Genomic DNA, 19,682 nt, shown 5'->3' on the forward strand with positions numbered 1-19,682 from the left:
TGCGCCAAATGCAGCCTCATCAAGGGTGTCGAGATACTCGCGTACGGCACGAGGCGCATCAGCGGGCTCGATGGTTGAAGCATCCCAGTCTTCCTTTGACGTCGAGTTCTGTTTGTTCGCATCTGCCTCAATCAGGCTGGCATCCACCGCCATGCGCTGGCCACTCGCCAGGCCTTCTTCGATGCAGCGCGCCACCGTTGTCTCAAATAGATGGCGCAGCAGCTCGCTCTCGCGGAAACGACCGTGCCGGTTCTTCGAAAACGTCGAATGATCAGGCACCCGGTCGTTCAGATCGAGGCGGCAGAACCAGCGATAGGCGAGGTTCAGATGCACCTCTTCGCAGAGCCGCCGCTCCGACCGGATGCCGAAACAATAGCCGACCAGAAGCATCCGGATCAGCAGCTCGGGGTCAACGGAAGGCCGGCCCGTGCGGCTGTAGAACTCAGCAAGATGAGCACGGATGCTGCCCAAGTCGACGAACCGATCAATCGACCGCAGCAAATGATCCTGAGGGACGTGATCCTCAAGCGAGAACTCGTAAAACAGCGATGCCTGCGCTTCCTGCCTCGGACCCATCATCGGTCAATCCTCCCGTCCGTTGGAAGAATTGAAACAGCAGATCACACACCGATCAAGCACGAGTTTTTCAACAAAATATCCGGATAGCGGCCTTTCAACGCCCAGTGCACGATTTGGGTAAAAGACGAGCTATATACATACGAAACAAGCCTGTCGTATCTGTATCGGTACAAACGCATAAAATGATATAATATCACACATCCTACAACCCCGAATGCGGCGCTGCGGCGTGGTTTGTTTCCGGTTTCGAACCGGAATTTCCGCTCCGGATCGGGCTTCGGTATGCGGCGGTCTACCCTCTCTCTTCGGGATCATTAGGTTCCGGTCATGACGCGAGGCCCACCCTCGCCTCACCTAAAAACACAAGTTTCAGGAGGAGACACGCGATGAAAGCGCTCGTCTATCAGGGTCCCGGTCAAAAGGACTGGATCGAAAAAGACAAACCCGGCATCGAGAAACCCACCGACGTGATCGTCAAGGTCACCAAAACCACGATCTGCGGCACCGATCTGCACATTCTCAAGGGCGATGTGCCCGCCGTCACCCCGGGCCGGACGCTGGGCCACGAAGGTGTGGGCATCGTCGAGGCCGTGGGCGATGCTGTCGCCAATTTCAAACCGGGCGATCCGGTGCTGATCTCCTGCGTCACCTCCTGTGGCAAATGCGCCAATTGCAAGCGTCAGCTCTATGCCCATTGCGATGACGGCGGCTGGATTCTCGGCCACCTGATCGACGGCACCCAGGCCGAATACGTGCGTATCCCACATGGCGACAACTCGCTCTACCCGATCCCGGAAGGGGCCGATGAGGAGGCGCTGGTGATGCTTTCCGACATCATGCCGACGGGGCTTGAGATCGGTGTGCAATACGGTCGCGTGAAACCGGGCGACACCGTGGCCATCGTCGGCGCGGGGCCTGTGGGCATGTCCGTGCTTCTGACCGCGCAATTCTATTCGCCGGGCAAGCTTATCATGATCGACATGGACCCGGCGCGGCTTGAGCTTGCCAAACAATTCGGTGCCACCGATACGCTTCAGGTCGGCTCGGTCGATGTGGTCGAGGAAATCATGAAGATGACCGGGGGTCTCGGCGTCGATGTGGCGATCGAGGCGGTGGGCGTGCCCGCCACCTTCGACACCTGTCAGAAGATCGTCTCCGCTGGCGGCTCGATCGCCAACGTCGGCGTGCATGGCAAACCCGTGGAGCTGCATATCGAGGAGCTCTGGATCAAGAACATCAACATCTCCATGGGTCTGGTGAGCACCAACACCACGCCGATGCTGCTCAAGACACTCGGTTCGGGCAAGGTCGATCCGGCGAAGCTTGTGACCCATCGGCTCAAGCTCGACGAGATCATGGACGCCTATGAAATCTTCGGCAATGCGGCACGCGAGAAGGCGATGAAGATCATCCTCACCGCCTGATCCACAGCGACACGCAAAACAGAACCGCCGGAACCGCAAGGCTCCGGCGGTTTTTATTTTAATCCAATTGGGAAAATTTACCTGTCTTTACCCCTTGCCCCCGGGACATCGGAGCGGTCACACTCGCCGCAACACGGATGACCGGGGCCCGGCCCCGCAACGGAAAGGACCCGACATGCTGCGTTCCACAGCTCTCTCCGCCACTTTCGGCGCCCTCATGACCCTCACCACCCTGCCCGCTTGGGCGGAGACCTCCGTCCTCACTTTCGACGATCTCGACACGTTCGAAGAGCTTCTCAGCGGCTTCGGTTCGGTCGAACGCGACACGGATGGCGAGGACGACCCGATGTTCCGCGGCCGGATCAGCGGCGTGCCCTACACGCTGTATTTCTACGGCTGCGAGGAACACAGGGACTGCAACAACGGCACCTTCGTGGCCTATTTCGACGGCGCGGATTATTCGACCGACGCCGAGACGATCAACGATTACAACAACGGCTATCGCTTCGGCAAAGCCTCGGTCGATGGCGACGGCGATCTGGAGATCAACTATTCCTTCGCCTTCAAGGGCGGCATCACCCGCGAGGCTCTGGACGACACGTTCGACTGGTGGCGGGTGATCCTGGAGCAGGCGGAAGAGCATTTCGAATAAAACATCGCCGGGTGCGTCGGCAGCTCGCCACGCACCCGACGCCCGCCCGCTTCACAACGGCCTTCAGGCCGGATGATGGCCTTTGTCCTGTCTGTGACAGTCGGCGGCACTTTCCACTCCCACAAGGACATTTCATGTTGAAACGTATTTGCAGCGCCACCGCGCTTTGTCTTTGCCTCGCCCAGCCCCTCGTGGCCCAGAACGACATCAAAGGTGCCGCGGATCACCCGCTGATCTCCCGCATGCCCGGCACGGACATCGTTGGCTATCATACTGCCGATTTTCAGGAATTCATGATTGCAACCGGTCCGCTCAGACCGGGCCAGGAGCTTCCGCCGGTGGAGCGCTTCGAAGGCAAATCGACCACCTTGACCTACCGCGCACAAGACAGCTCTCTGTCGGCGCTGGCGATCTTCCGCAACTTCGAGAAAGCCTTTGACAACGCCGGGTTCGAGCCGGTGTTCACCTGCAAATCCGACGCCGAATGTGGCGACCGCTTCGTACGCCAACTCTACTGGTATGGCGATCCGCAACGTCATGGGCAAAATCCCTATCTCGGCGCTCCAAACCGGCATGGCGATCGGCACAGCTACTACTACTGGTCCGGCACCGGAGAGGCCGAGGACGGCACCTATATCATCTCGCTTTTGGTGGCGCAGCACACGGCGATGAATTTCCCGGCCAGCATCGTGCTCGACATCAGCCAGACCGAGGAGTTGAATGACGAACGGATCAGCATCAACCTCGAGGGCCTGACGGACGACATCGAAAAGGACGGGCATGTGGTGCTCGACGGACTGTTCTTTGACTTCGACAAGGCGACGCTGACCGCCGCTTCGGCACCGGCGCTCGATGTCATTGCGCGCTATCTCAATGCACATCCCGACAAGAGCTTCTATGTCGTCGGCCACACCGACAGCAAAGGTACGTTGAGCTACAACCGTGACCTGAGCGAGGCGCGCGCCAGGGCGGTCACCACATCCCTGACCGCGCAGTACGGCATCGCGGGAGAACGTCTGACCCCTTACGGCGTCGGTCCCGTCGCTCCGGTCACCAGCAATACAAGCGAGGCAGGCCGTGCCAAGAACCGGCGCGTGGAACTGGTCGTGCAGGACTGAAACGTCGCCTTTGCCCCGGCGGGTCTGGAGCCCCGGGGCGGAGGCAAAATAGGTCAGCCTTTTTAACATTATTTCGCACACATGCCGCGCTGCGACATTTTATTCATACGACCGGGTGTTTTGCGGTTGACGCCTGATCAACCGAGTCCTAATGTCCGGCCCACGCAATGAAGCGCCCGGAAGGGTAAAAGCCTCAAAAGGAACCGCCATGTCTGGCATTCTTGTACTCGTAGGGAAAACGCGCATGGGCCGGTGACGGTTGACCATAATGGAACCCATGCGCCCCCGATTGAACACCGGGGGCTTTTTTATTGCAAAAAACAAAGTGACGATGTGCAGACGGAGAACAACATGACACGTCAGATGACCGGAGCGAAAATGGTGGTTCAGGCCCTGAAGGATCAGGGTGTGGACACGGTATTTGGCTACCCGGGGGGCGCTGTCCTTCCGATCTACGACGAGATTTTCCAGCAGAACGACATCAAGCACGTTCTGGTGCGTCACGAGCAGGCCGCGGTTCATGCCGCCGAGGGCTATGCCCGTTCAACCGGCAAGGTCGGCGTCGCTCTGGTGACCTCCGGCCCCGGCGCGACCAATGCGGTCACCGGGCTGACGGACGCGCTGATGGACAGCATTCCGATCGTCGTGCTCTCAGGTCAGGTTCCGACCTTCATGATCGGCACCGACGGGTTTCAGGAGGCCGACACGGTTGGCATCACCCGCCCCTGCACGAAACACAACTGGCTGGTGAAAGACACCGACAAGCTGTCGGAGACCCTGCATCAGGCGTTCCATGTCGCCACCTCCGGCCGCCCCGGCCCGGTTCTCGTCGACCTGCCGAAGGATGTGCAGTTCGCCGATGGCGAATACACGCCGCCAGCCAAGGTTAAGATGGGCCATTACAAGCCGCGACTGAAAGCCTCCATCGAGGAGATCAACGACATCGTTGCGCTGATCGAGAAGGCGGAGCGTCCGGTGTTCTACACCGGCGGCGGTGTGATCAACTCCGGCCCCGGCGCGTCGCAACTGCTGCGCGAACTGGTCGATGCCACCGGCTTCCCGATCACCTCGACTCTGATGGGTCTGGGCGCCTACCCCGCCTCGGGCAAAGGCTGGCTCGGGATGCTCGGCATGCATGGTCTCTACGAGGCCAATATGGCGATGCACGGCTGCGATCTGATGATCAACATCGGCGCGCGGTTCGACGACCGGATCACCGGACGGATTCAGGATTTCTCGCCGAATTCCAAGAAAATCCATGTCGACATCGACCCGAGCTCGATCAACAAGATCATCCATGTCGACCTGCCGGTGATCGGCGATGTCGGCCATGTGCTGGAAGACGTTCTGAAAGTCTGGAAATCGCGCGGGCGCAAAAAGGCGGATCTCTCCGCCTGGTGGGCGCAGATCGAGGAATGGAAAGAGGTCCGTTGCCTGACCTACAAGAATTCCGAGACGGTGATCAAACCGCAATATGCGCTGGAGCGCCTCGAAGCGCTGACCAAGGGCATGGATCGCTATGTCACCACCGAAGTGGGCCAGCACCAGATGTGGGCGGCGCAATTCCTGGGCTTTGAAGACCCGAACCGCTGGATGACCTCCGGGGGTCTGGGCACCATGGGCTATGGCTTCCCGGCCTCAATCGGGGTGCAGATGGCACACCCGCAGAGCCTTGTGATCAACGTCGCGGGTGAGGCCTCGTGGTTGATGAACATGCAGGAAATGGGCACGGCGATGCAATATCGCCTGCCGGTGAAACAGTTCATCCTGAACAACGAACGCCTCGGCATGGTGCGCCAGTGGCAGCAATTGCTGCACGGTGAGCGCTATTCGTCGAGCTGGTCGGAAAGCCTGCCGGATTTCGTGAAGCTGGCCGAAGCTTTTGGCGCCAAGGGCATTCAGTGTTCGGACCCGAAAGACCTCGATGATGCGATCATGGAGATGATCAAATACGACGGTCCGGTGATCTTCGACTGCCTCGTCGAGAAGCATGAGAACTGCTTCCCGATGATCCCATCGGGCAAACCGCACAACGAGATGCTGTTGGGCGAGGCCTCGGTCGAAGGGGCGATCAAGTCCGACGGGGCGGTTCTGGTCTGATGAAACGGGTCGGGAAACTCATCCGCCGGGCTCTGGCCGCGCTGGTCGCGACCTGGGGTCTGGCCGGATAATCCCGGCGTAAAGATATTCGCCACGCACCGCGTGGATTAAGGGAGAAAAGCATGTCCGCCCTACGTATCCAACACGGCTCCTCGAGCCATTCCGCCTATGACCTTCGCGACTACCACGCCGAAGTCATCGAAAAACACACGCTCGCCGTTCTGGTCGACAACGAGGCGGGTGTTCTGGCCCGTGTCATCGGGTTGTTCTCCGGCCGGGGCTACAACATCGAAAGCCTGACCGTGGCCGAGGTCGATCACGAAGGGCATCGTTCGCGCATCACGGTGGTGACCACCGGCACGCGCGATGTGATCGAACAGATCAAGGCGCAGGTGGGCCGGATCGTTCCTGTGCACGAGGTGCATGACCTGACCGTCGAAGGCCCGTCCATTGAGCGCGAACTGGCGCTGTTCAAGGTCGAAGGCACGGGCAACAACCGGATCGAAGCGCTGCGCCTCGCCGAGATTTTCCGCGCCAATGTGGTGGACAGCACGCTGGAAAGCTTTGTCTTCGAGATGACCGGTACGTCCGAGAAGATCGACGCCTTCGCCGAGCTGATGCGCCCGCTGGGTCTGGTGGAAACCGCGCGGACCGGGGTCGCGGCTCTGGCGCGGGGTGGCAAGGCCTGAACGCCGATCTGCACGAAAGGGCCCCAAGGGGCCCTTTTTTCATGCCGGCTGATGTTTGTCGAAATAGCCCCGGATCAGCGGCGAATAATGCGCCCTGGGGTGGATGCCGATCTTGCCCCGGACAGCGATCATCGCGGCGACGCCCGGCTCCAGTCGCTGCAACAGGATGGGCGCCGGGGAAAGCACGTCCTGGGTCGAAACCGAACTTCCGAAATAGAAATTTTCCTGTCCGAGATAGCTCGGTTCGAAGCCGCCCAACACCATGAGCGGCGTGCGCTCCATCGACAGAATGAAGGAAAACCCCATCAACTGACGAAACGCCACACCGCGAAACCGCCGGGCGGCGGCGGCGCGCGGCAGTCCGATCCGGTCGCTTGAGGCATAGGGCATATAGCCCCTCAGGCGCATCACACCATGGCTGTCGCGCTGAAACCCCACGAGGGTGCAGCTGATCTCCGTGGGGACGAAATAGGACACGCGGTAATGCAGATAGGCGCCTTCGGGAAGGGCCTGTTGCGGGATGTCGAGCATGTCGAGATCGGAGAGCAGCCGGGAGATTTCACCGATCGCCCCTACCCGGCTGGCGCGCTGGATCGTCTCCAGCGGTTCGAGCAGAATCCGCGCGTCGACGTCGAAATGGCTACAGATCCGATAGAGCACATCCGGGCGGGGAAAGGCCTCGCCGTTCAGGTAGCGATTGTATTGCGTCCGGTTGATGCCAAGTTCGACACAAAGCGCCGAAATCGACCGCGCGCTGGCCGACAGGCTGCGCAAATTCGAGCCGAACACATGGCGCAACTGCGCGGGTGACAGGTCTTCTGCGCGCACCGCTACTCCTCAGTCAAACACCCCACATGCAGGTCAAGTGACCTGAAACCGAAACCGGGGCTTACCCAATCTTCTGAAAAATTATGCGCCATCGCGGAGAATATTGATACTGATTTGCGCCAATTTACTGGATTTTTGGAAAAAATGACGCCGAACAGCGTCATTTTAGTTCCGAGATGATACATAAATCTGAATATTATGCGCTTTATGCTCATGGTAAAAACAGATGCTCAAACGGATAACATTCACAAGAGTCATTGGAATGGATGGAATAGTACTTTGGGCCGATCCAAAAACCCATAAAGCGGTGATTTGGTGCAGCGACCACGGCGATCTCGCCTATGCCACCGGCCCCGAAACGCTTCTTGGTTCCTTCAACATGCCCGAGGCGGGCACCATGGTACAGTGCGAAGCACATATGGAAAACGGCATCAGAATCTGCACCCGATTGCGCCCCATTCAACGCTTTGCCGCGCCGGAACTGGCCGAAGCCCTGCGCAATTTCGCAGCGAAACCTGCCGCTTGAGTGCTTCCGCGCAGTCCTAAGGGCTGTCACGACAGGGCGCAAGGAGGCAGGACGTCGGTCCGCAGGACTGTCACAATGAGAAGCTGTTGCCGCACAAAGTTGCAGTCGTTCCACGTCCGAAAAGAAAAAAGGGAGGTCCGAAGACCCCCCTGAGGTTCGCTGATCGGGCTCATGTTGATACCGCCCGGTAGATTTTATGCCTGCGGCCCGATCCGCGTCTGGCGTGAGCGCACCCACGCCGGAAAGGTGTCATTCAGACCCTTCACTCGGGGCTTTCCGGGTCGACTGGAAATGCCCCACCCCGTTTCGCCCCAAAGGGCGAAACGTATTCTTTTCTCAGTGCAACACACGCCCCGCCGAGCTGTTGACGGAGAACACCGCCTTGCAGCCCGCCTCGCCCGTGTCGCGGTAGTCCTGCACCGAATAGGTCACCGAAAGCGACGGCACGCCCAGGACGGAGACCACCCGCGCGCCCTGATAGGCATCGGCCAGCGCGCCCATCACGTTGCGGTCGAACTCGGCCTCAAGCGTGTTGCCGCGCATGGTCACGCGATCTGCCGCGCAGAGTTGACCGGCGATGTCGAAAACGAGGTTCATTGTCTGCTACCTAGTCCTTCTAAAGATGCGATGGCGCGACATGCCATAGAGCTATGCGACATACAGTTTGAGCGCGACTTTTCCGTCTTGTCCGCACGGCTCATTCCAAACGTCGCATACCAACTTTGGCGATCCGGCATCCGGAACAAATTGCGGTTTTGAGGAAGGTATCTGATCCTTATCGAAAACCAGCCACGCCCTTCTACTCCAACGCCCTTCGCTCTCTTTTCTAGCAAGTTCAAAGTGAACTTCTCTCTGATAACCATTTGGCCAACACAACACTCCACTTTCCCAAGAGATGTCCTCACAAAGCATTCATCTCTCCTTACGAACAGCCCGAAGTGCCGCCACAGGTGTTGCATTTCATGCAGGTGCCGTTGCGCACCAGCGTGTAGTTGCCGCATTCGCCGCAGGCCTCGCCTTCGTAGCCCTGCATCTTGGCCTTGGTCCGCGCATCCATGGAGACCGTTCCAGTGGACAGCGCCGTGTCGGCCGTCGTCGGTTTCGCGGCGGCCTTGGTTTCCGGCACCAGTGTCTGGAGCGCGACCTGCGGATCGACGGATCCGGTCAGCGCGGTGGCGCCGGTGTGCATGCCGCCCTGAAGCACCATCAGCTCTTGCGGCACGCGTTTGCGCAGATAGCCGGTGGAGGAGATATGTTTCAGCACTTCCAAAGACTTGGAGGCCGCATTCTCCGAAATGTCCTTGACGTTGGAGACGCCCTCTTCCTCGCCCCGTCCCAGATCGTCAAAGCTTGCGCCCTGCGGTTTGACATGGGCCAGATCGGTGCGGTCGAGGTAAGACACGGCCAGTTCGCGGAAGATATAGTCGAGGATCGAGGTGGCGTTCTTGATGCTGTCGTTGCCCTGCACCATGCCCGCAGGCTCAAATTTGGTGAAGGTGAAGGCATCGACGAATTCCTCAAGCGGCACGCCGTACTGGAGACCCACGGAGACCGCGATGGCGAAGTTGTTCATCATCGCCCGGAAGCCGGCACCCTCCTTGTGCATGTCGATGAAGATCTCGCCCAGAGAGCCGTCTTCGTATTCGCCGGTGCGCAGGTAGACCTTATGCCCGCCGACGATGGATTTCTGGGTGTAGCCCTTGCGACGGCTGGGAAGCTTCTCCCGCCCCCGCGCCACTTCCTTGATCACCAGCTTCTCGACAATCTTCTCGGCCAGAACTGCGGCTTTTTCCTGTGCGGAGCCGGTGGCGAGGATGTCCTCGGCCTCTTCGTCATCCTCGATCAGCGCGGTCGCGAGCGGCTGCGACAGTTTCGAGCCGTCGCGGTAGAGCGCATTGGCCTTGGTGCCCAGCGACCAGGACAGCTCATAAGCCGCGAGGCAATCCTCGATCGTCGCATCGTTCGGCATGTTGATCGTCTTGGAGATCGCGCCGGAGATGAAGCTCTGCGCCGCCGCCATCATGGTGATATGGCTTTCGACGGAGAGGTAGCGTTTGCCCTTCTTGCCGCAGGCATTGGCGCAATCGAAGACGTGGTAATGCTCTTCCTTGAGGAAAGGCGCACCTTCGAGGGTCATCGTGCCGCAAACGTGGTCATTGGCGGCGTCGATGTCCTTCTTGGTGAAGCCGAGCGAGCGCAGCAGGTCGAAGGACGGGTCGTTCAGCTTGTCCTTCGGGATGCCGAGCGTGCCGGTGCAGAACTCTTCGCCCAGCGTCCACTGGTTGAAGACGAAGCGGATGTCGAAGGCCGAGGGCAGCGCCGCTTCGATCTTGTCGATCTGGGCCTGACCGAAGCCGTGGCCGATCAGCGCCGTGTGGTTGATCCCCGGCGCATTGCCGATGGTGCCATGACCCACGGCGTAGGACACGATTTCCTCGATCTGGCTGGAGCTATAGCCCAGCTTTTCCAGAGCGGCCGGCACGGAACGGTTGATGATTTTAAAATAGCCACCGCCCGCGAGTTTCTTGAATTTCACCAGTGCAAAATCCGGTTCGATCCCGGTGGTGTCGCAATCCATCACCAGACCGATGGTGCCGGTGGGCGCAATCACGGAAACCTGCGCGTTGCGATAGCCGTTTTTCTCGCCAAGGCTCAACGCCTCGTCCCAAGCGGATTTCGCGAGTTCCACAAGATGCGCGTCCGGGCAATTGGCGTGATCCAAAGCAACCGGTTTGACCGCGAGACCTTCGTAGCCCGTGGTCTTGCCATAGGCGGCGGTGCGGTGATTGCGGATGACGCGAAGCATGTGCTCGGCGTTGCGCTGATAGCCCGAGAAAGTGCCCAGCTCGCCCGCGATCTCGGCGGAAGTCGCATAGGAAACGCCGGTCATGATCGCGGTCAGGGCACCGGCCAAGGCGCGGCCCTCGTCGCTATCGTAGCCCAGCCCCATGTTCATCAACAGCCCGCCGATATTGGCATAGCCCAAACCCAAGGTGCGGAAATCATAGGACAATTGCGCGATTTCCTTGGACGGGAACTGCGCCATCATGACGGAAATCTCAAGCGTCAGCGTCCAGATGCGGGTCGCATGCATATAGCTTTCCGCGTCGAACTCGCCATCCTTGAGGAAGGTCAGCAGGTTCATCGAGGCAAGGTTACAAGCCGTGTCGTCGAGGAACATATATTCGGAACACGGGTTGGAGCCGCGGATCTGACCGTCTTCCGGGCAGGTGTGCCAGGCGTTGATCGTGTCGTGGAACTGGATGCCCGGATCGGCACAGGCCCAGGCGGCGTGACCGACCTGCTCCCAAAGCTCGCGGGCGTTCACGACTTTCGAAACCTTGCCATCGGTGCGGCGCAGAAGCTCCCATTCGGCATCGTCTTTCACAGCCTTGAGGAAGGCATCGGTGACGCGCACGGAGTTGTTGGAGTTTTGGCCGGAGACCGATGCGTAAGCCTCGCTATCCCAGTCGGTGTCATAGGTCGGGAATTCGATCGAGGAATAGCCCTGTTTCGCGTAATCGAGCACGCGTTTGACATAGGTTTCCGGGATCGCCACCTGTTTCGCGCCACGGATTGCGGCTTTCAAAGCGGTGTTTTTCGCCGGATCGAAGGCGTCGGCCTCGGTGCCGTCCCATTCGCGGATCGCGGCGAAGATGGCGTTGAGCTGGCGTTCATGCATCTTCGAGCCCGCGACGATGGACGCCACTTTCTGCTCTTCGATGACCTTCCAGTTGATGAATTCTTCGATGTCCGGGTGATCCATGTCACAGATCACCATCTTGGCCGCGCGGCGCGTGGTGCCGCCGGATTTGATCGCCCCCGCGGCCCGATCGCCGATTTTCAAAAAGCCCATGAGGCCGGAGGATTTGCCCCCGCCAGACAGCGATTCATTGGCCGCACGCAGCGAGGAGAAGTTGGTGCCGGTGCCGGAGCCGTATTTGAACAGGCGCGCTTCGCGGACCCAAAGATCCATGATGCCGCCATCGGACACGAGATCGTCGGCGACGGATTGGATAAAGCACGCATGCGGCTGCGGATGCTCATAGGCCGACGCCGAACGGGTCAGCTCGCCGGTAGCGTGATCCACGTAATAATGCCCCTGCCCCGGACCGTCGATGCCGTAAGCCCAATGCAGGCCGGTGTTGAACCATTGCGGCGAGTTCGGCGCGCCCATCTGGGCGGCGAGCATGAAGCGCATTTCGTCGTAATAGGCGCGGGCGTCGTCCTCGGAAGAGAAATAGCCGCCCTTCCAGCCCCAATAGGCCCAGGCGCCCGCCAGACGGTCGAACACTTGCTTGGCGGAGGATTCCCCGCCGAAACGGTCGCCTTCGGGAAGCTGCGCCAGCTTGTCCTCATCGGGAACCGAACGCCACAGGAAGGAGGGCACGCCCTTTTCGCGGACTTTTTTCAGCGCCGCAGGCACGCCGGCCTTGCGGAAATATTTCTGGGCGATGACGTCGGAGGCGACCTGCGACCATTTCGAAGGCACTTCGCAATCATCGAGTTTGAACACCACCGTCCCGTCCGGGTTGCGGATTTCCGAGCTCGTCGTGGAGAACTCAAGCTCCGAATATGCGTCCTTGCCTGCCGTCGTAAACTTGCGTTCGATCTTCATGTCTGCCCCGACCAAATCTTGTTACCGCGGCCCGAACCGTCCCAGAGACGTCCCCGACACCGCACCATTTGCGACCTGCAAGCTCCGGAGCCTGGCCCTTGGCCCTTTCCGTCGCCTGCCGCCTTCCGGCCCCTGCTACATCTTGTGGTCTGATCCGACGAAAGACGGCCTTGGGCTGCAGGCAGAACCTCTGCGATCCGATCCCGCAGCGCAGGTTCGGTCCGAAGAGAGATTCGCCTCAGTGCGTCGCCCCGGTCACCGCGGTCATATCCGTTTTCACCCCGTCCGTTTCCGCGAAAACAAGGCATCTTCGCCTCGATCCCGCACGGCCCTTTGTCGGATCTGTCCCCCGGGACCCTTGTCCCTCGCCGCTCAGGATCAACTAAATGTAGTGTGTGTCCCATCCGGCTTACACAATGTGCAGCGGCTCCGCCCCGCTGGTCAACGCAAAATTTACCCTTTTTACGGGCAAAATTTCGTTGACGGATTTTGCCCACAGGAGGTCTCGATTCGTCTCTCGCAGCGTTAACTCTTTTTCCTTTGTTTCCCATGGGTTTCACGCAAAATGTTAAGAATTTAAGCGAGTGTTTGTGGATAAGTCCGGCAAGGCTGTGGAGGATAAGAAATCGCCCGCCGCGCCCTGTGTGCCCAATCCCTCAGCACACTATATCTAGTGGTCGAAATCGACCTTTCGCATGCGCAGAAAGCCCCCGGTTTTGCTGGGAAAAAGCCGGAAAACACAACCTTGAGGTGAATTTCGAAGGCAAAAGTCACACAGAAGCCATGCCAGAGCGTGTGCCCGGAACGTGACGAATCATTTTTGCAACATCGCGCCCGGCACGGGCTTGAGATCGACCAGAATCGTGCCGTCGAGACAGTCGAGCCCATCGACCACGAGGGCCGTCTCCTCGACGGCGCGCACCCGCACCCGAGACAGTGCAATGGGGTTCGGACGATGCGGCGAACGCATGGCGAAGACGCCGCAATGCACCCCGTCATGCGGCCGCACCGATTGCAGCACATCGCGCGGCGCGCGGTCGAACCAGTAGAGCACATCGACCTCCGTTGCGGTGAGCCCCTTGAGACCGGGCGCGAAGGCGGGGTCAAGCTCGATGCGCGCCTCCTGCCCTGCGCGCCCCGGCCCTTTCGGGCAGTCTTCGAGCGTCTTGTACGGCGTGCGGATGCGTCCGATGGGGGTGAGGGTCATCTGTGTATCGGTCATGCGGATCTCCTTTTCCCTGATGTAGGCGCAACACGGCGCAGGACCGCCCGACAAAAGGACGCAGGCAGAAGGATACAGGCAGGGGCATGCGGGGCAGCCCCTAGGCAGATCTTCGCCGACAGTGCCGGTTTTCGACTCGGACCCGGCCCGGTGTAGCCCCGCAAGAGGCCGAAACGCAGCAGAAACGCAAAGGTAACACCCGAAAACTCCGGAACATTTGCCGAAAGACAGGGCAGAGCGCCACCTGCGGGGCGGGAATGGTTGACGTTACGGTCACTTTTTTCACGAAGCCTTGCCTTCTGCGGCTGAATACATTTCCTTTCATGCATTCTAGCTGCGCCCGCCGAAGCGGTTGGCGCCGCCTGTGCAAAAAGAACTGAAAAGATAAACAGTACCCAGGAGGTCTTTATGAAACTCACCACCGCCCTTTCCGCGCTGGCGATCCTTGCCGCCACGCCCGCGGCCTTTGCCGCCGATATTCCCGAAGGCACGGTGCTCTCCGAGAACCAGACCTATACGTTCTGGCTTCTGGACGCGATCAAGTCGATGGATCCGCAGATCAACACGGATGTCGAAGGCTCCGACATCCTGCGCAACCTGTTCGAAGGCCTCTACAACGAAGACGCCAAGGGCGATCTCATTCCGGGCGTGGCGCTGAGCCACGATCTGTCGGACGACGGTCTGACCTACACGTTCCACCTGCGCCCCGAAGCGGTGTGGTCCGATGGCAAACCGGTGACGGCAGGCGACTTCGTCTACGCCTGGCAGCGTCTGGCCGATCCGGCGACCGCGTCGGAATATGCCTGGTACATGGAACTGATGCAGGTGGTGAACGCGTCGAAAATCACCGCGGGCGAGCTGCCGCCCTCCGATCTGGGCGTGAAAGCCATCGACGATCACACGCTTGAGGTGACGATCGAGACGCCGCTGCCCTATTTCCCGCAGATGCTGGTGCATGGCTCGACCTTCCCGGTGCGTCAGGACGTGATCGAGGCCTTCGGTGCCGACTGGACCAAACCGGAGAACATGGTGTCGAACGGCGCCTATACGCTGTCCGAGCACATCCTTGGCGAACGCGTCGAGATGGACAAATCCGCCACCTATTGGGATGCCGACAAGACGGTGATGACCCATCTCACCGGCCTGACGATCAATGACAACAATCAGGCGCTGACCCGCTACCTCGCGGGCGAGCTGGACCGGGTGCAAATCCCCGCCGGTCAGTACCCCCGCCTGAAAGCGGAATATCCGGACGAGGCGACCTCGCTGCCCTATTCCTGTTCCTACATCTACAACATGAACCTGTCGGAAAAGGGTCCGGAAGCACTCAAAGACGTGCGCGTGCGCAAGGCGCTGTCCTATGCGATGAACCGCGACATCGTGGTGGATAACATCCTTCAGGGCGGCCAGCGTGCCTCCTACAACTGGACCCATTGGGCGACCGCGGGCTTTGTCATGCCGGAGATCGATTATTCTCATTGGACCCAGGAGGAGCGCACCGCGAAAGCGAAGGAGCTTCTGGCCGAGGCGGGCTATGGGCCGGAGAACCCGCTCGATCTGACGCTGAACTACAATACGGATGACAGCCACAAGAAAATCGCCATCGCGGCCCAACAGTTCTTCAAGCCTCTCGGCGTGAACCTGACCCTCAACAACATGGAGTGGAAAGTTCACACCGACCGCATGCAGAACCAGGACTTCGATCTGGCGCGTTACGCCTGGTGTGGCGACTATAACGAGGCCTCGACCTACCTCGACTTCTTCACCTCGTATTCCGGTCATAACAACGGTCACTTCTTTAATGACGAATACGATGCGATCATGAAAGAGTCCAAGACGGCGGCCGATCCTCAACCGCTTTATACCCAGGCCGAGCAAATTCTTGCGACGGAAATGCCGTTTATTCCGATCTACCACTATGCGAAGGTCGATATGATCGCATCCGACATCAAAGGCCTGCCGACCGAGAACGTGATGCAGACCTGGTACGGGCGTGACCTGTACCGCGTCGCCGAGTGATCTCAGTTTGAAAACAGGCAGGATGCGGGGGCTTTTCCCCCGCGTCCACCCATAGGGACACATCCATGATTGTCTACATTCTCAAGCGTGTGGCGATTGCCATTCCGACGCTGCTCCTGCTGATTATATTCTCATTCCTGCTGATGCATGCGGCCCCCGGCGGCCCCTTCACGCAGGAACGCGAGCTGCCCGCGCAGGTGCTTGCCAATCTCAACGCCAAATACGGTCTCGACCAACCTCTGTGGAAACAGATCACCAGTTACATCTGGGGCATCGTCGCGCATTTCGATTTCGGCCCGTCCTTTGTCTACAAGGATCGCACCGTGAACGAGATCATCGCGCAGGGCTTTCCGGTCACGCTGACCTATGGCGGCATTTCCTTCCTCGTCGCGGTCTTCGCGGGCGTGACGCTCGGCGCCGTGGCCGCCGTCAAACACAACACGATCATCGACTATTTCGCGGTCGGCATCTCCATCGGCGCGCAGGTGCTGCCGAACTTCGTCATGGCGCCGATCCTCGTGATCGTCTTCACCCTGATCCTCGGCTGGTTGCCGGGCGGCGGATGGCGCTTTTCCGACCCGTCGTTCTGGATCATGCCGGTGATCGCGCTTTCGACCTCCTACATGGCCTCGATCGCGCGGATCATGCGTTCCTCGATGTTAGAGGTTCTGAACTCGAACCACATCCGCACGGCGCGGGCCAAAGGCCTTCCGGGACATCGGGTGATCCTGCGCCATGCCCTCAAACCGGCGCTTCTGCCGGTGATCTCCTATCTCGGGCCGGCCTTTGTTGCGATGATCACCGGCTCGGTGATCGTGGACATCTATTTCTCGACGGGTGGCATCGGCAAAGCCTTTGTCGACAGCGCACTGAACCGCGACTACGCGGTGATGATGGGGGTCACGATCCTCGTCGGCGCGCTCACCATCCTGTTCAACCTCATCGTCGATATCGTCTACGGATGGATCGACCCGAAAATCCGGTACTGAACCATGGTCATCGACAGTCAGAAAATGAAGTCATTGGCCGAAGCCACCTCGCGCGAGGATGTGGCGGGCCGCTCGCTCTGGGCCGATGCACGGCGCAGGTTCTTCCGCAACAAGGCGGCGATGTTCGGGCTGGTTCTGCTCGTCTTCGTGTCGCTGTTTGCGCTTTTAGGCAATTCCATTGCGCAATGGTCGAATGAGGAAATCGACTTTTCAGTCATGGGCATGGTTGCCGAGCAAGGCGGGCCCTCGCTCTCCAACGGGCATTATTTCGGCACCGACGATCTGGGCCGCGATCTGTTTGCCCGCACGGTGCAGGGCACACAGATCTCCTTGGCCGTGGGGATCATCGGCTCCGCCATCGCCGTGGTCGTCGGCACGATCTATGGTGCCACCGCCGGCTATTTCGGCGGGCGGCTCGACAATTTCATGATGCGCGCCGTCGATATTTTGCTCGCGATCCCCTACATGTTCGTGCTGATCCTGCTTCTGGTGATGTACGGCCGGTCGATCACCATGCTGTTCGTCGGTGTCGGCCTGATCTCATGGCTTGAGATGAGCCGGATCGTGCGGGGCCAGACGCTGACCCTCAAGGGCCGCGAATATATCGAGGCGGCGCGCGCCATCGGCGTCCCTGCCCCCGTGATCATCCGCCGTCATATCCTGCCCAACCTGATCGGCGTGGTGACGGTGTTCGCCACCCTTCTGGTGCCGAACATGATCCTGACCGAAAGCTTCATCTCGTTTCTGGGCCTCGGCGTTCAGGAACCGATGACGTCGCTCGGCGCGCTGATCTCCGAAGGCGCCGGCACCATCGCTTACGGGACGCTCTGGCAACTGGCTTTCCCGCTTCTTTTCTTCGTCCTCACCCTCTTCGGCTTTTTCTTTGTCGGCGACGGGCTCAGGGACGCTCTGGACCCGAAGGATCGCTGACATGGCACTTCTGGACGTCAAAGACCTCTCCGTTCGTTTCGACACGCCCGAGGGCGAGATTCATGCCGTCAACGGTGTGAGTTTCAGCCTTGAGAAGGGTGAAACCCTTGGCATCGTGGGCGAATCCGGCTCCGGCAAGAGCCAGCTCAACTTTGCGCTTCTGGGGCTTCTGGCCAAGAACGGGCATACCACCGGGCAGGCTCTGTTCGACGGCAAAGACCTTTTGTCGATCTCCGAACGCGAACTGAACAAGATCCGCGCCAATCGCATCGCGATGGTGTTTCAGGACCCGATGACCTCGCTCAATCCCTATATGCGCATCTCCGACCAGATGGCGGAGGTGCTCATGCTGCACAAAGGCCTGTCGAAACGCGCCGCCATTACCGAAAGCGTCGCGATGCTCGACGCGGTGAAAATCCCCGACGCCAGGAACCGCGTGCGGCTTTATCCGCATGAGTTTTCCGGCGGCATGCGCCAGCGCGTGATGATCGCCATGTCGCTTTTGTGCCACCCCGAAATCCTCATCGCCGACGAGCCGACCACCGCGCTCGATGTGACAGTGCAGGCGCAGATCATGGAGCTTCTGGCCGAACTTCAGCGCGAATTCGGCATGGCGACGATCCTGATCACCCATGATCTGGGCGTCGTGGCCGGCTTCTGCGAGCGCGCCATCGTGATGTATGGCGGGCGGATCATGGAAGAGGCGCCGGTCGATCCGCTGTTCGAGACCCCGACCCATCCCTATACGCGCGGGCTTCTGGATGCGATCCCGCGGGTGGACGAGGATCAGGAGGCGCTGCGCGCCATTCCGGGCAACCCGCCCAATATGACCGGCGCACCGAAAGGCTGCCCGTTTGCGCCGCGCTGCGCTCTGGTCGATGAGCGATGCCGGGTCGAGACGCCCGCGCTCATGGAATTCGCCGAAGGCCGCGCCCGCGCCTGTTTCCGCTCCATCGAGGAGGTCGCCGCATGAGCCGTCCCCTGATCGAAGCCCGCGACGTGCGGGTCACCTTCGACATTCACCGCCCCTCGGACCTGCCCTGGACCCCGCCCGCGCAGCTCCATGCCGTCAATGGCGTGAGTTTCACGCTGGAACCGGGACAGACGCTTGGCATCGTCGGCGAGTCCGGCTGTGGCAAGTCCACTTTGGCACGCGCGCTCATCCGCATGCTGCCCGCCAGCGGTCAGGTGATCTGGCAGGATGGCACCGACCTTCTGACGCTTTCGCCTCGTCAGATGCTGAAATACCGGTCCGAAATCCAGATGATCTTTCAGGACCCTCTGGCGTCCCTGAACCCGCGCATGACCGTGGGCGACATCATCGCCGAACCCCTGCGCACCCACCGCCCCGGCATGAGTGCGAAGGAACGCAAGGACAAGGTGCGCGCGGTGATGGAACGCGTGGGACTTCTGCCGAACCAGATCAACCGCTACCCGCATGAGTTCTCCGGCGGCCAGTGTCAGCGCATCGGCATCGCCCGCGCTTTGGTGGTGGAGCCGAAACTACTGATCTGCGACGAACCGGTCTCCGCCCTCGACGTGTCGATTCAGGCGCAGGTGATCGGACTTCTGGAAGAGCTGCGCCGCGATCTAGGTCTGACGATCATCTTCATCGCGCATGATCTTTCCGTGGTGAAACACCTCTCGGACGAGGTGATGGTGCTCTATCTCGGGCGGATGATGGAAAAGGCCAGTTCGGACGAGCTCTTCGCCGAACCGCGGCACCCTTACACGCAGGCGCTTTTGTCCGCCGTACCGATCCCGGACCCGAAGATCGAGAAGACCAAACAGGTGATCCCGCTCGACGGCGACCTGCCCTCGCCGATGGCGCCGCCCAAGGGTTGTGTGTTCCGCACCCGCTGCCCGAAAGCGCAGGCCATTTGCGAGACCGTGCCGGCGGATCACCTGACCGGCAGCCACCACACAGCCTGCCACTTTGCGGGCGAGACGGTGAGCGCGTAAACATAAAGGGCATGCCGGGAGGCGTG

General features: G+C 60.1%; 16 protein-coding genes. 11 read left to right on the top strand and 5 right to left on the bottom strand.

Annotated features, from left to right (window positions below; translation table 11 throughout):
* The coding region (locus tag NH195_RS10370) for an IS1182 family transposase (RefSeq protein ID WP_066703577.1) at nt 1-579 on the bottom strand (579 nt) is incomplete at its 3' end.
* Between the two features lie 386 nt (nt 580-965).
* On the opposite strand from NH195_RS10370, the gene NH195_RS10375 reads away from it, so the two are divergent.
* The 5 genes from NH195_RS10375 (at nt 966) to ilvN (ending at nt 6,562) form a co-directional block, all read left to right on the top strand.
* A complete protein-coding gene (locus NH195_RS10375; RefSeq protein WP_066706411.1) occupies nt 966-2,003 on the top strand; it encodes a zinc-dependent alcohol dehydrogenase family protein in 1,038 nt (345 codons plus the stop codon).
* A 175-nt stretch (nt 2,004-2,178) separates the two neighbouring features.
* A complete protein-coding gene (locus tag NH195_RS10380; protein ID WP_066706415.1) occupies nt 2,179-2,655 on the top strand; it encodes a YbjN domain-containing protein in 477 nt (158 codons plus the stop codon).
* 134 nt (nt 2,656-2,789) lie between these two features.
* Complete coding sequence (locus NH195_RS10385; RefSeq protein ID WP_066706418.1) at nt 2,790-3,773, top strand: OmpA family protein; 984 nt, start codon at nt 2,790-2,792, stop codon at nt 3,771-3,773.
* Between the two features lie 351 nt (nt 3,774-4,124).
* Nucleotides 4,125-5,873, top strand: a complete 1,749-nt coding sequence (locus tag NH195_RS10390) for an acetolactate synthase 3 large subunit (RefSeq protein WP_066706558.1) — start codon at nt 4,125-4,127, stop codon at nt 5,871-5,873.
* A gap of 122 nt (nt 5,874-5,995) precedes the next feature.
* A complete protein-coding gene (gene ilvN / locus NH195_RS10395) occupies nt 5,996-6,562 on the top strand; it encodes an acetolactate synthase small subunit (RefSeq protein WP_066706422.1) in 567 nt (188 codons plus the stop codon).
* 39 nt (nt 6,563-6,601) lie between these two features.
* On the opposite strand, the gene NH195_RS10400 is transcribed toward ilvN, so the two are convergent.
* Entirely contained in the window at nt 6,602-7,390 is a 789-nt protein-coding gene (locus tag NH195_RS10400) for a helix-turn-helix domain-containing protein (RefSeq protein WP_066706425.1), read from the bottom strand.
* A 262-nt stretch (nt 7,391-7,652) separates the two neighbouring features.
* Here NH195_RS10400 and NH195_RS10405 point away from each other — a divergent pair, with 262 nt between their 5' ends.
* Nucleotides 7,653-7,916 carry a hypothetical protein gene (locus tag NH195_RS10405; RefSeq protein WP_066706430.1) on the top strand — a complete coding sequence of 88 codons (264 nt, stop codon included), beginning with the start codon at nt 7,653-7,655 and terminating at the stop codon, nt 7,914-7,916.
* A 336-nt stretch (nt 7,917-8,252) separates the two neighbouring features.
* On the opposite strand, the gene NH195_RS10410 is transcribed toward NH195_RS10405, so the two are convergent.
* From NH195_RS10410 to tsaA, 3 genes are all read right to left on the bottom strand, one after another.
* Nucleotides 8,253-8,513: a hypothetical protein gene (locus tag NH195_RS10410; protein WP_066706434.1), complete on the bottom strand. Its 261-nt coding sequence runs from the start codon at nt 8,511-8,513 to the stop codon at nt 8,253-8,255.
* 325 nt (nt 8,514-8,838) lie between these two features.
* On the bottom strand, nt 8,839-12,534 hold the full coding sequence (locus NH195_RS10415) for a vitamin B12-dependent ribonucleotide reductase (RefSeq protein WP_066706439.1): 3,696 nt from the start codon (nt 12,532-12,534) through the stop codon (nt 8,839-8,841).
* 814 nt (nt 12,535-13,348) lie between these two features.
* Nucleotides 13,349-13,756: a tRNA (N6-threonylcarbamoyladenosine(37)-N6)-methyltransferase TrmO gene (tsaA, locus tag NH195_RS10420; protein WP_066706443.1), complete on the bottom strand. Its 408-nt coding sequence runs from the start codon at nt 13,754-13,756 to the stop codon at nt 13,349-13,351.
* Between the two features lie 408 nt (nt 13,757-14,164).
* Between tsaA and NH195_RS10425 the strand changes: the two genes are divergently transcribed.
* From NH195_RS10425 to NH195_RS10445, 5 genes are all read left to right on the top strand, one after another.
* Complete coding sequence (locus tag NH195_RS10425; protein ID WP_066706449.1) at nt 14,165-15,775, top strand: peptide ABC transporter substrate-binding protein; 1,611 nt, start codon at nt 14,165-14,167, stop codon at nt 15,773-15,775.
* A 65-nt stretch (nt 15,776-15,840) separates the two neighbouring features.
* Entirely contained in the window at nt 15,841-16,764 is a 924-nt protein-coding gene (gene oppB / locus NH195_RS10430) for an oligopeptide ABC transporter permease OppB (RefSeq protein ID WP_066706451.1), read from the top strand.
* 24 nt (nt 16,765-16,788) lie between these two features.
* Nucleotides 16,789-17,694 (top strand): ABC transporter permease, encoded by a 906-nt coding sequence (locus tag NH195_RS10435; RefSeq protein WP_238379743.1) that lies wholly within the window; start codon nt 16,789-16,791, stop codon nt 17,692-17,694.
* A 1-nt stretch (nt 17,695) separates the two neighbouring features.
* On the top strand, nt 17,696-18,667 hold the full coding sequence (locus tag NH195_RS10440; RefSeq protein WP_066706455.1) for an oligopeptide/dipeptide ABC transporter ATP-binding protein: 972 nt from the start codon (nt 17,696-17,698) through the stop codon (nt 18,665-18,667).
* A complete protein-coding gene (locus NH195_RS10445) occupies nt 18,664-19,656 on the top strand; it encodes an ABC transporter ATP-binding protein (RefSeq protein WP_066706456.1) in 993 nt (330 codons plus the stop codon). The genes NH195_RS10440 and NH195_RS10445 overlap by 4 nt, the downstream gene beginning before the upstream one ends.
* Nucleotides 19,657-19,682 lie beyond the last annotated feature (26 nt).

The organism is Celeribacter ethanolicus (genome assembly GCF_001550095.1).
Lineage (GTDB): Bacteria > Pseudomonadota > Alphaproteobacteria > Rhodobacterales > Rhodobacteraceae > Celeribacter > Celeribacter ethanolicus.

Coding starts and splice junctions, on each gene's coding strand:
- NH195_RS10415 (WP_066706439.1), bottom strand. CDS start 12,534: ATGAAGATCGAACGCAAGTTTACGACGGCAGGCAAGGACGCATATTCG.
- ilvN (WP_066706422.1), top strand. CDS start 5,996: ATGTCCGCCCTACGTATCCAACACGGCTCCTCGAGCCATTCCGCCTAT.
- NH195_RS10425 (WP_066706449.1), top strand. CDS start 14,165: ATGAAACTCACCACCGCCCTTTCCGCGCTGGCGATCCTTGCCGCCACG.
- NH195_RS10440 (WP_066706455.1), top strand. CDS start 17,696: ATGGCACTTCTGGACGTCAAAGACCTCTCCGTTCGTTTCGACACGCCC.
- oppB (WP_066706451.1), top strand. CDS start 15,841: ATGATTGTCTACATTCTCAAGCGTGTGGCGATTGCCATTCCGACGCTG.
- NH195_RS10385 (WP_066706418.1), top strand. CDS start 2,790: ATGTTGAAACGTATTTGCAGCGCCACCGCGCTTTGTCTTTGCCTCGCC.
- NH195_RS10445 (WP_066706456.1), top strand. CDS start 18,664: ATGAGCCGTCCCCTGATCGAAGCCCGCGACGTGCGGGTCACCTTCGAC.
- NH195_RS10435 (WP_238379743.1), top strand. CDS start 16,789: ATGAAGTCATTGGCCGAAGCCACCTCGCGCGAGGATGTGGCGGGCCGC.
- NH195_RS10375 (WP_066706411.1), top strand. CDS start 966: ATGAAAGCGCTCGTCTATCAGGGTCCCGGTCAAAAGGACTGGATCGAA.
- NH195_RS10390 (WP_066706558.1), top strand. CDS start 4,125: ATGACACGTCAGATGACCGGAGCGAAAATGGTGGTTCAGGCCCTGAAG.
- NH195_RS10405 (WP_066706430.1), top strand. CDS start 7,653: ATGGATGGAATAGTACTTTGGGCCGATCCAAAAACCCATAAAGCGGTG.
- tsaA (WP_066706443.1), bottom strand. CDS start 13,756: ATGACCGATACACAGATGACCCTCACCCCCATCGGACGCATCCGCACG.
- NH195_RS10410 (WP_066706434.1), bottom strand. CDS start 8,513: ATGAACCTCGTTTTCGACATCGCCGGTCAACTCTGCGCGGCAGATCGC.
- NH195_RS10380 (WP_066706415.1), top strand. CDS start 2,179: ATGCTGCGTTCCACAGCTCTCTCCGCCACTTTCGGCGCCCTCATGACC.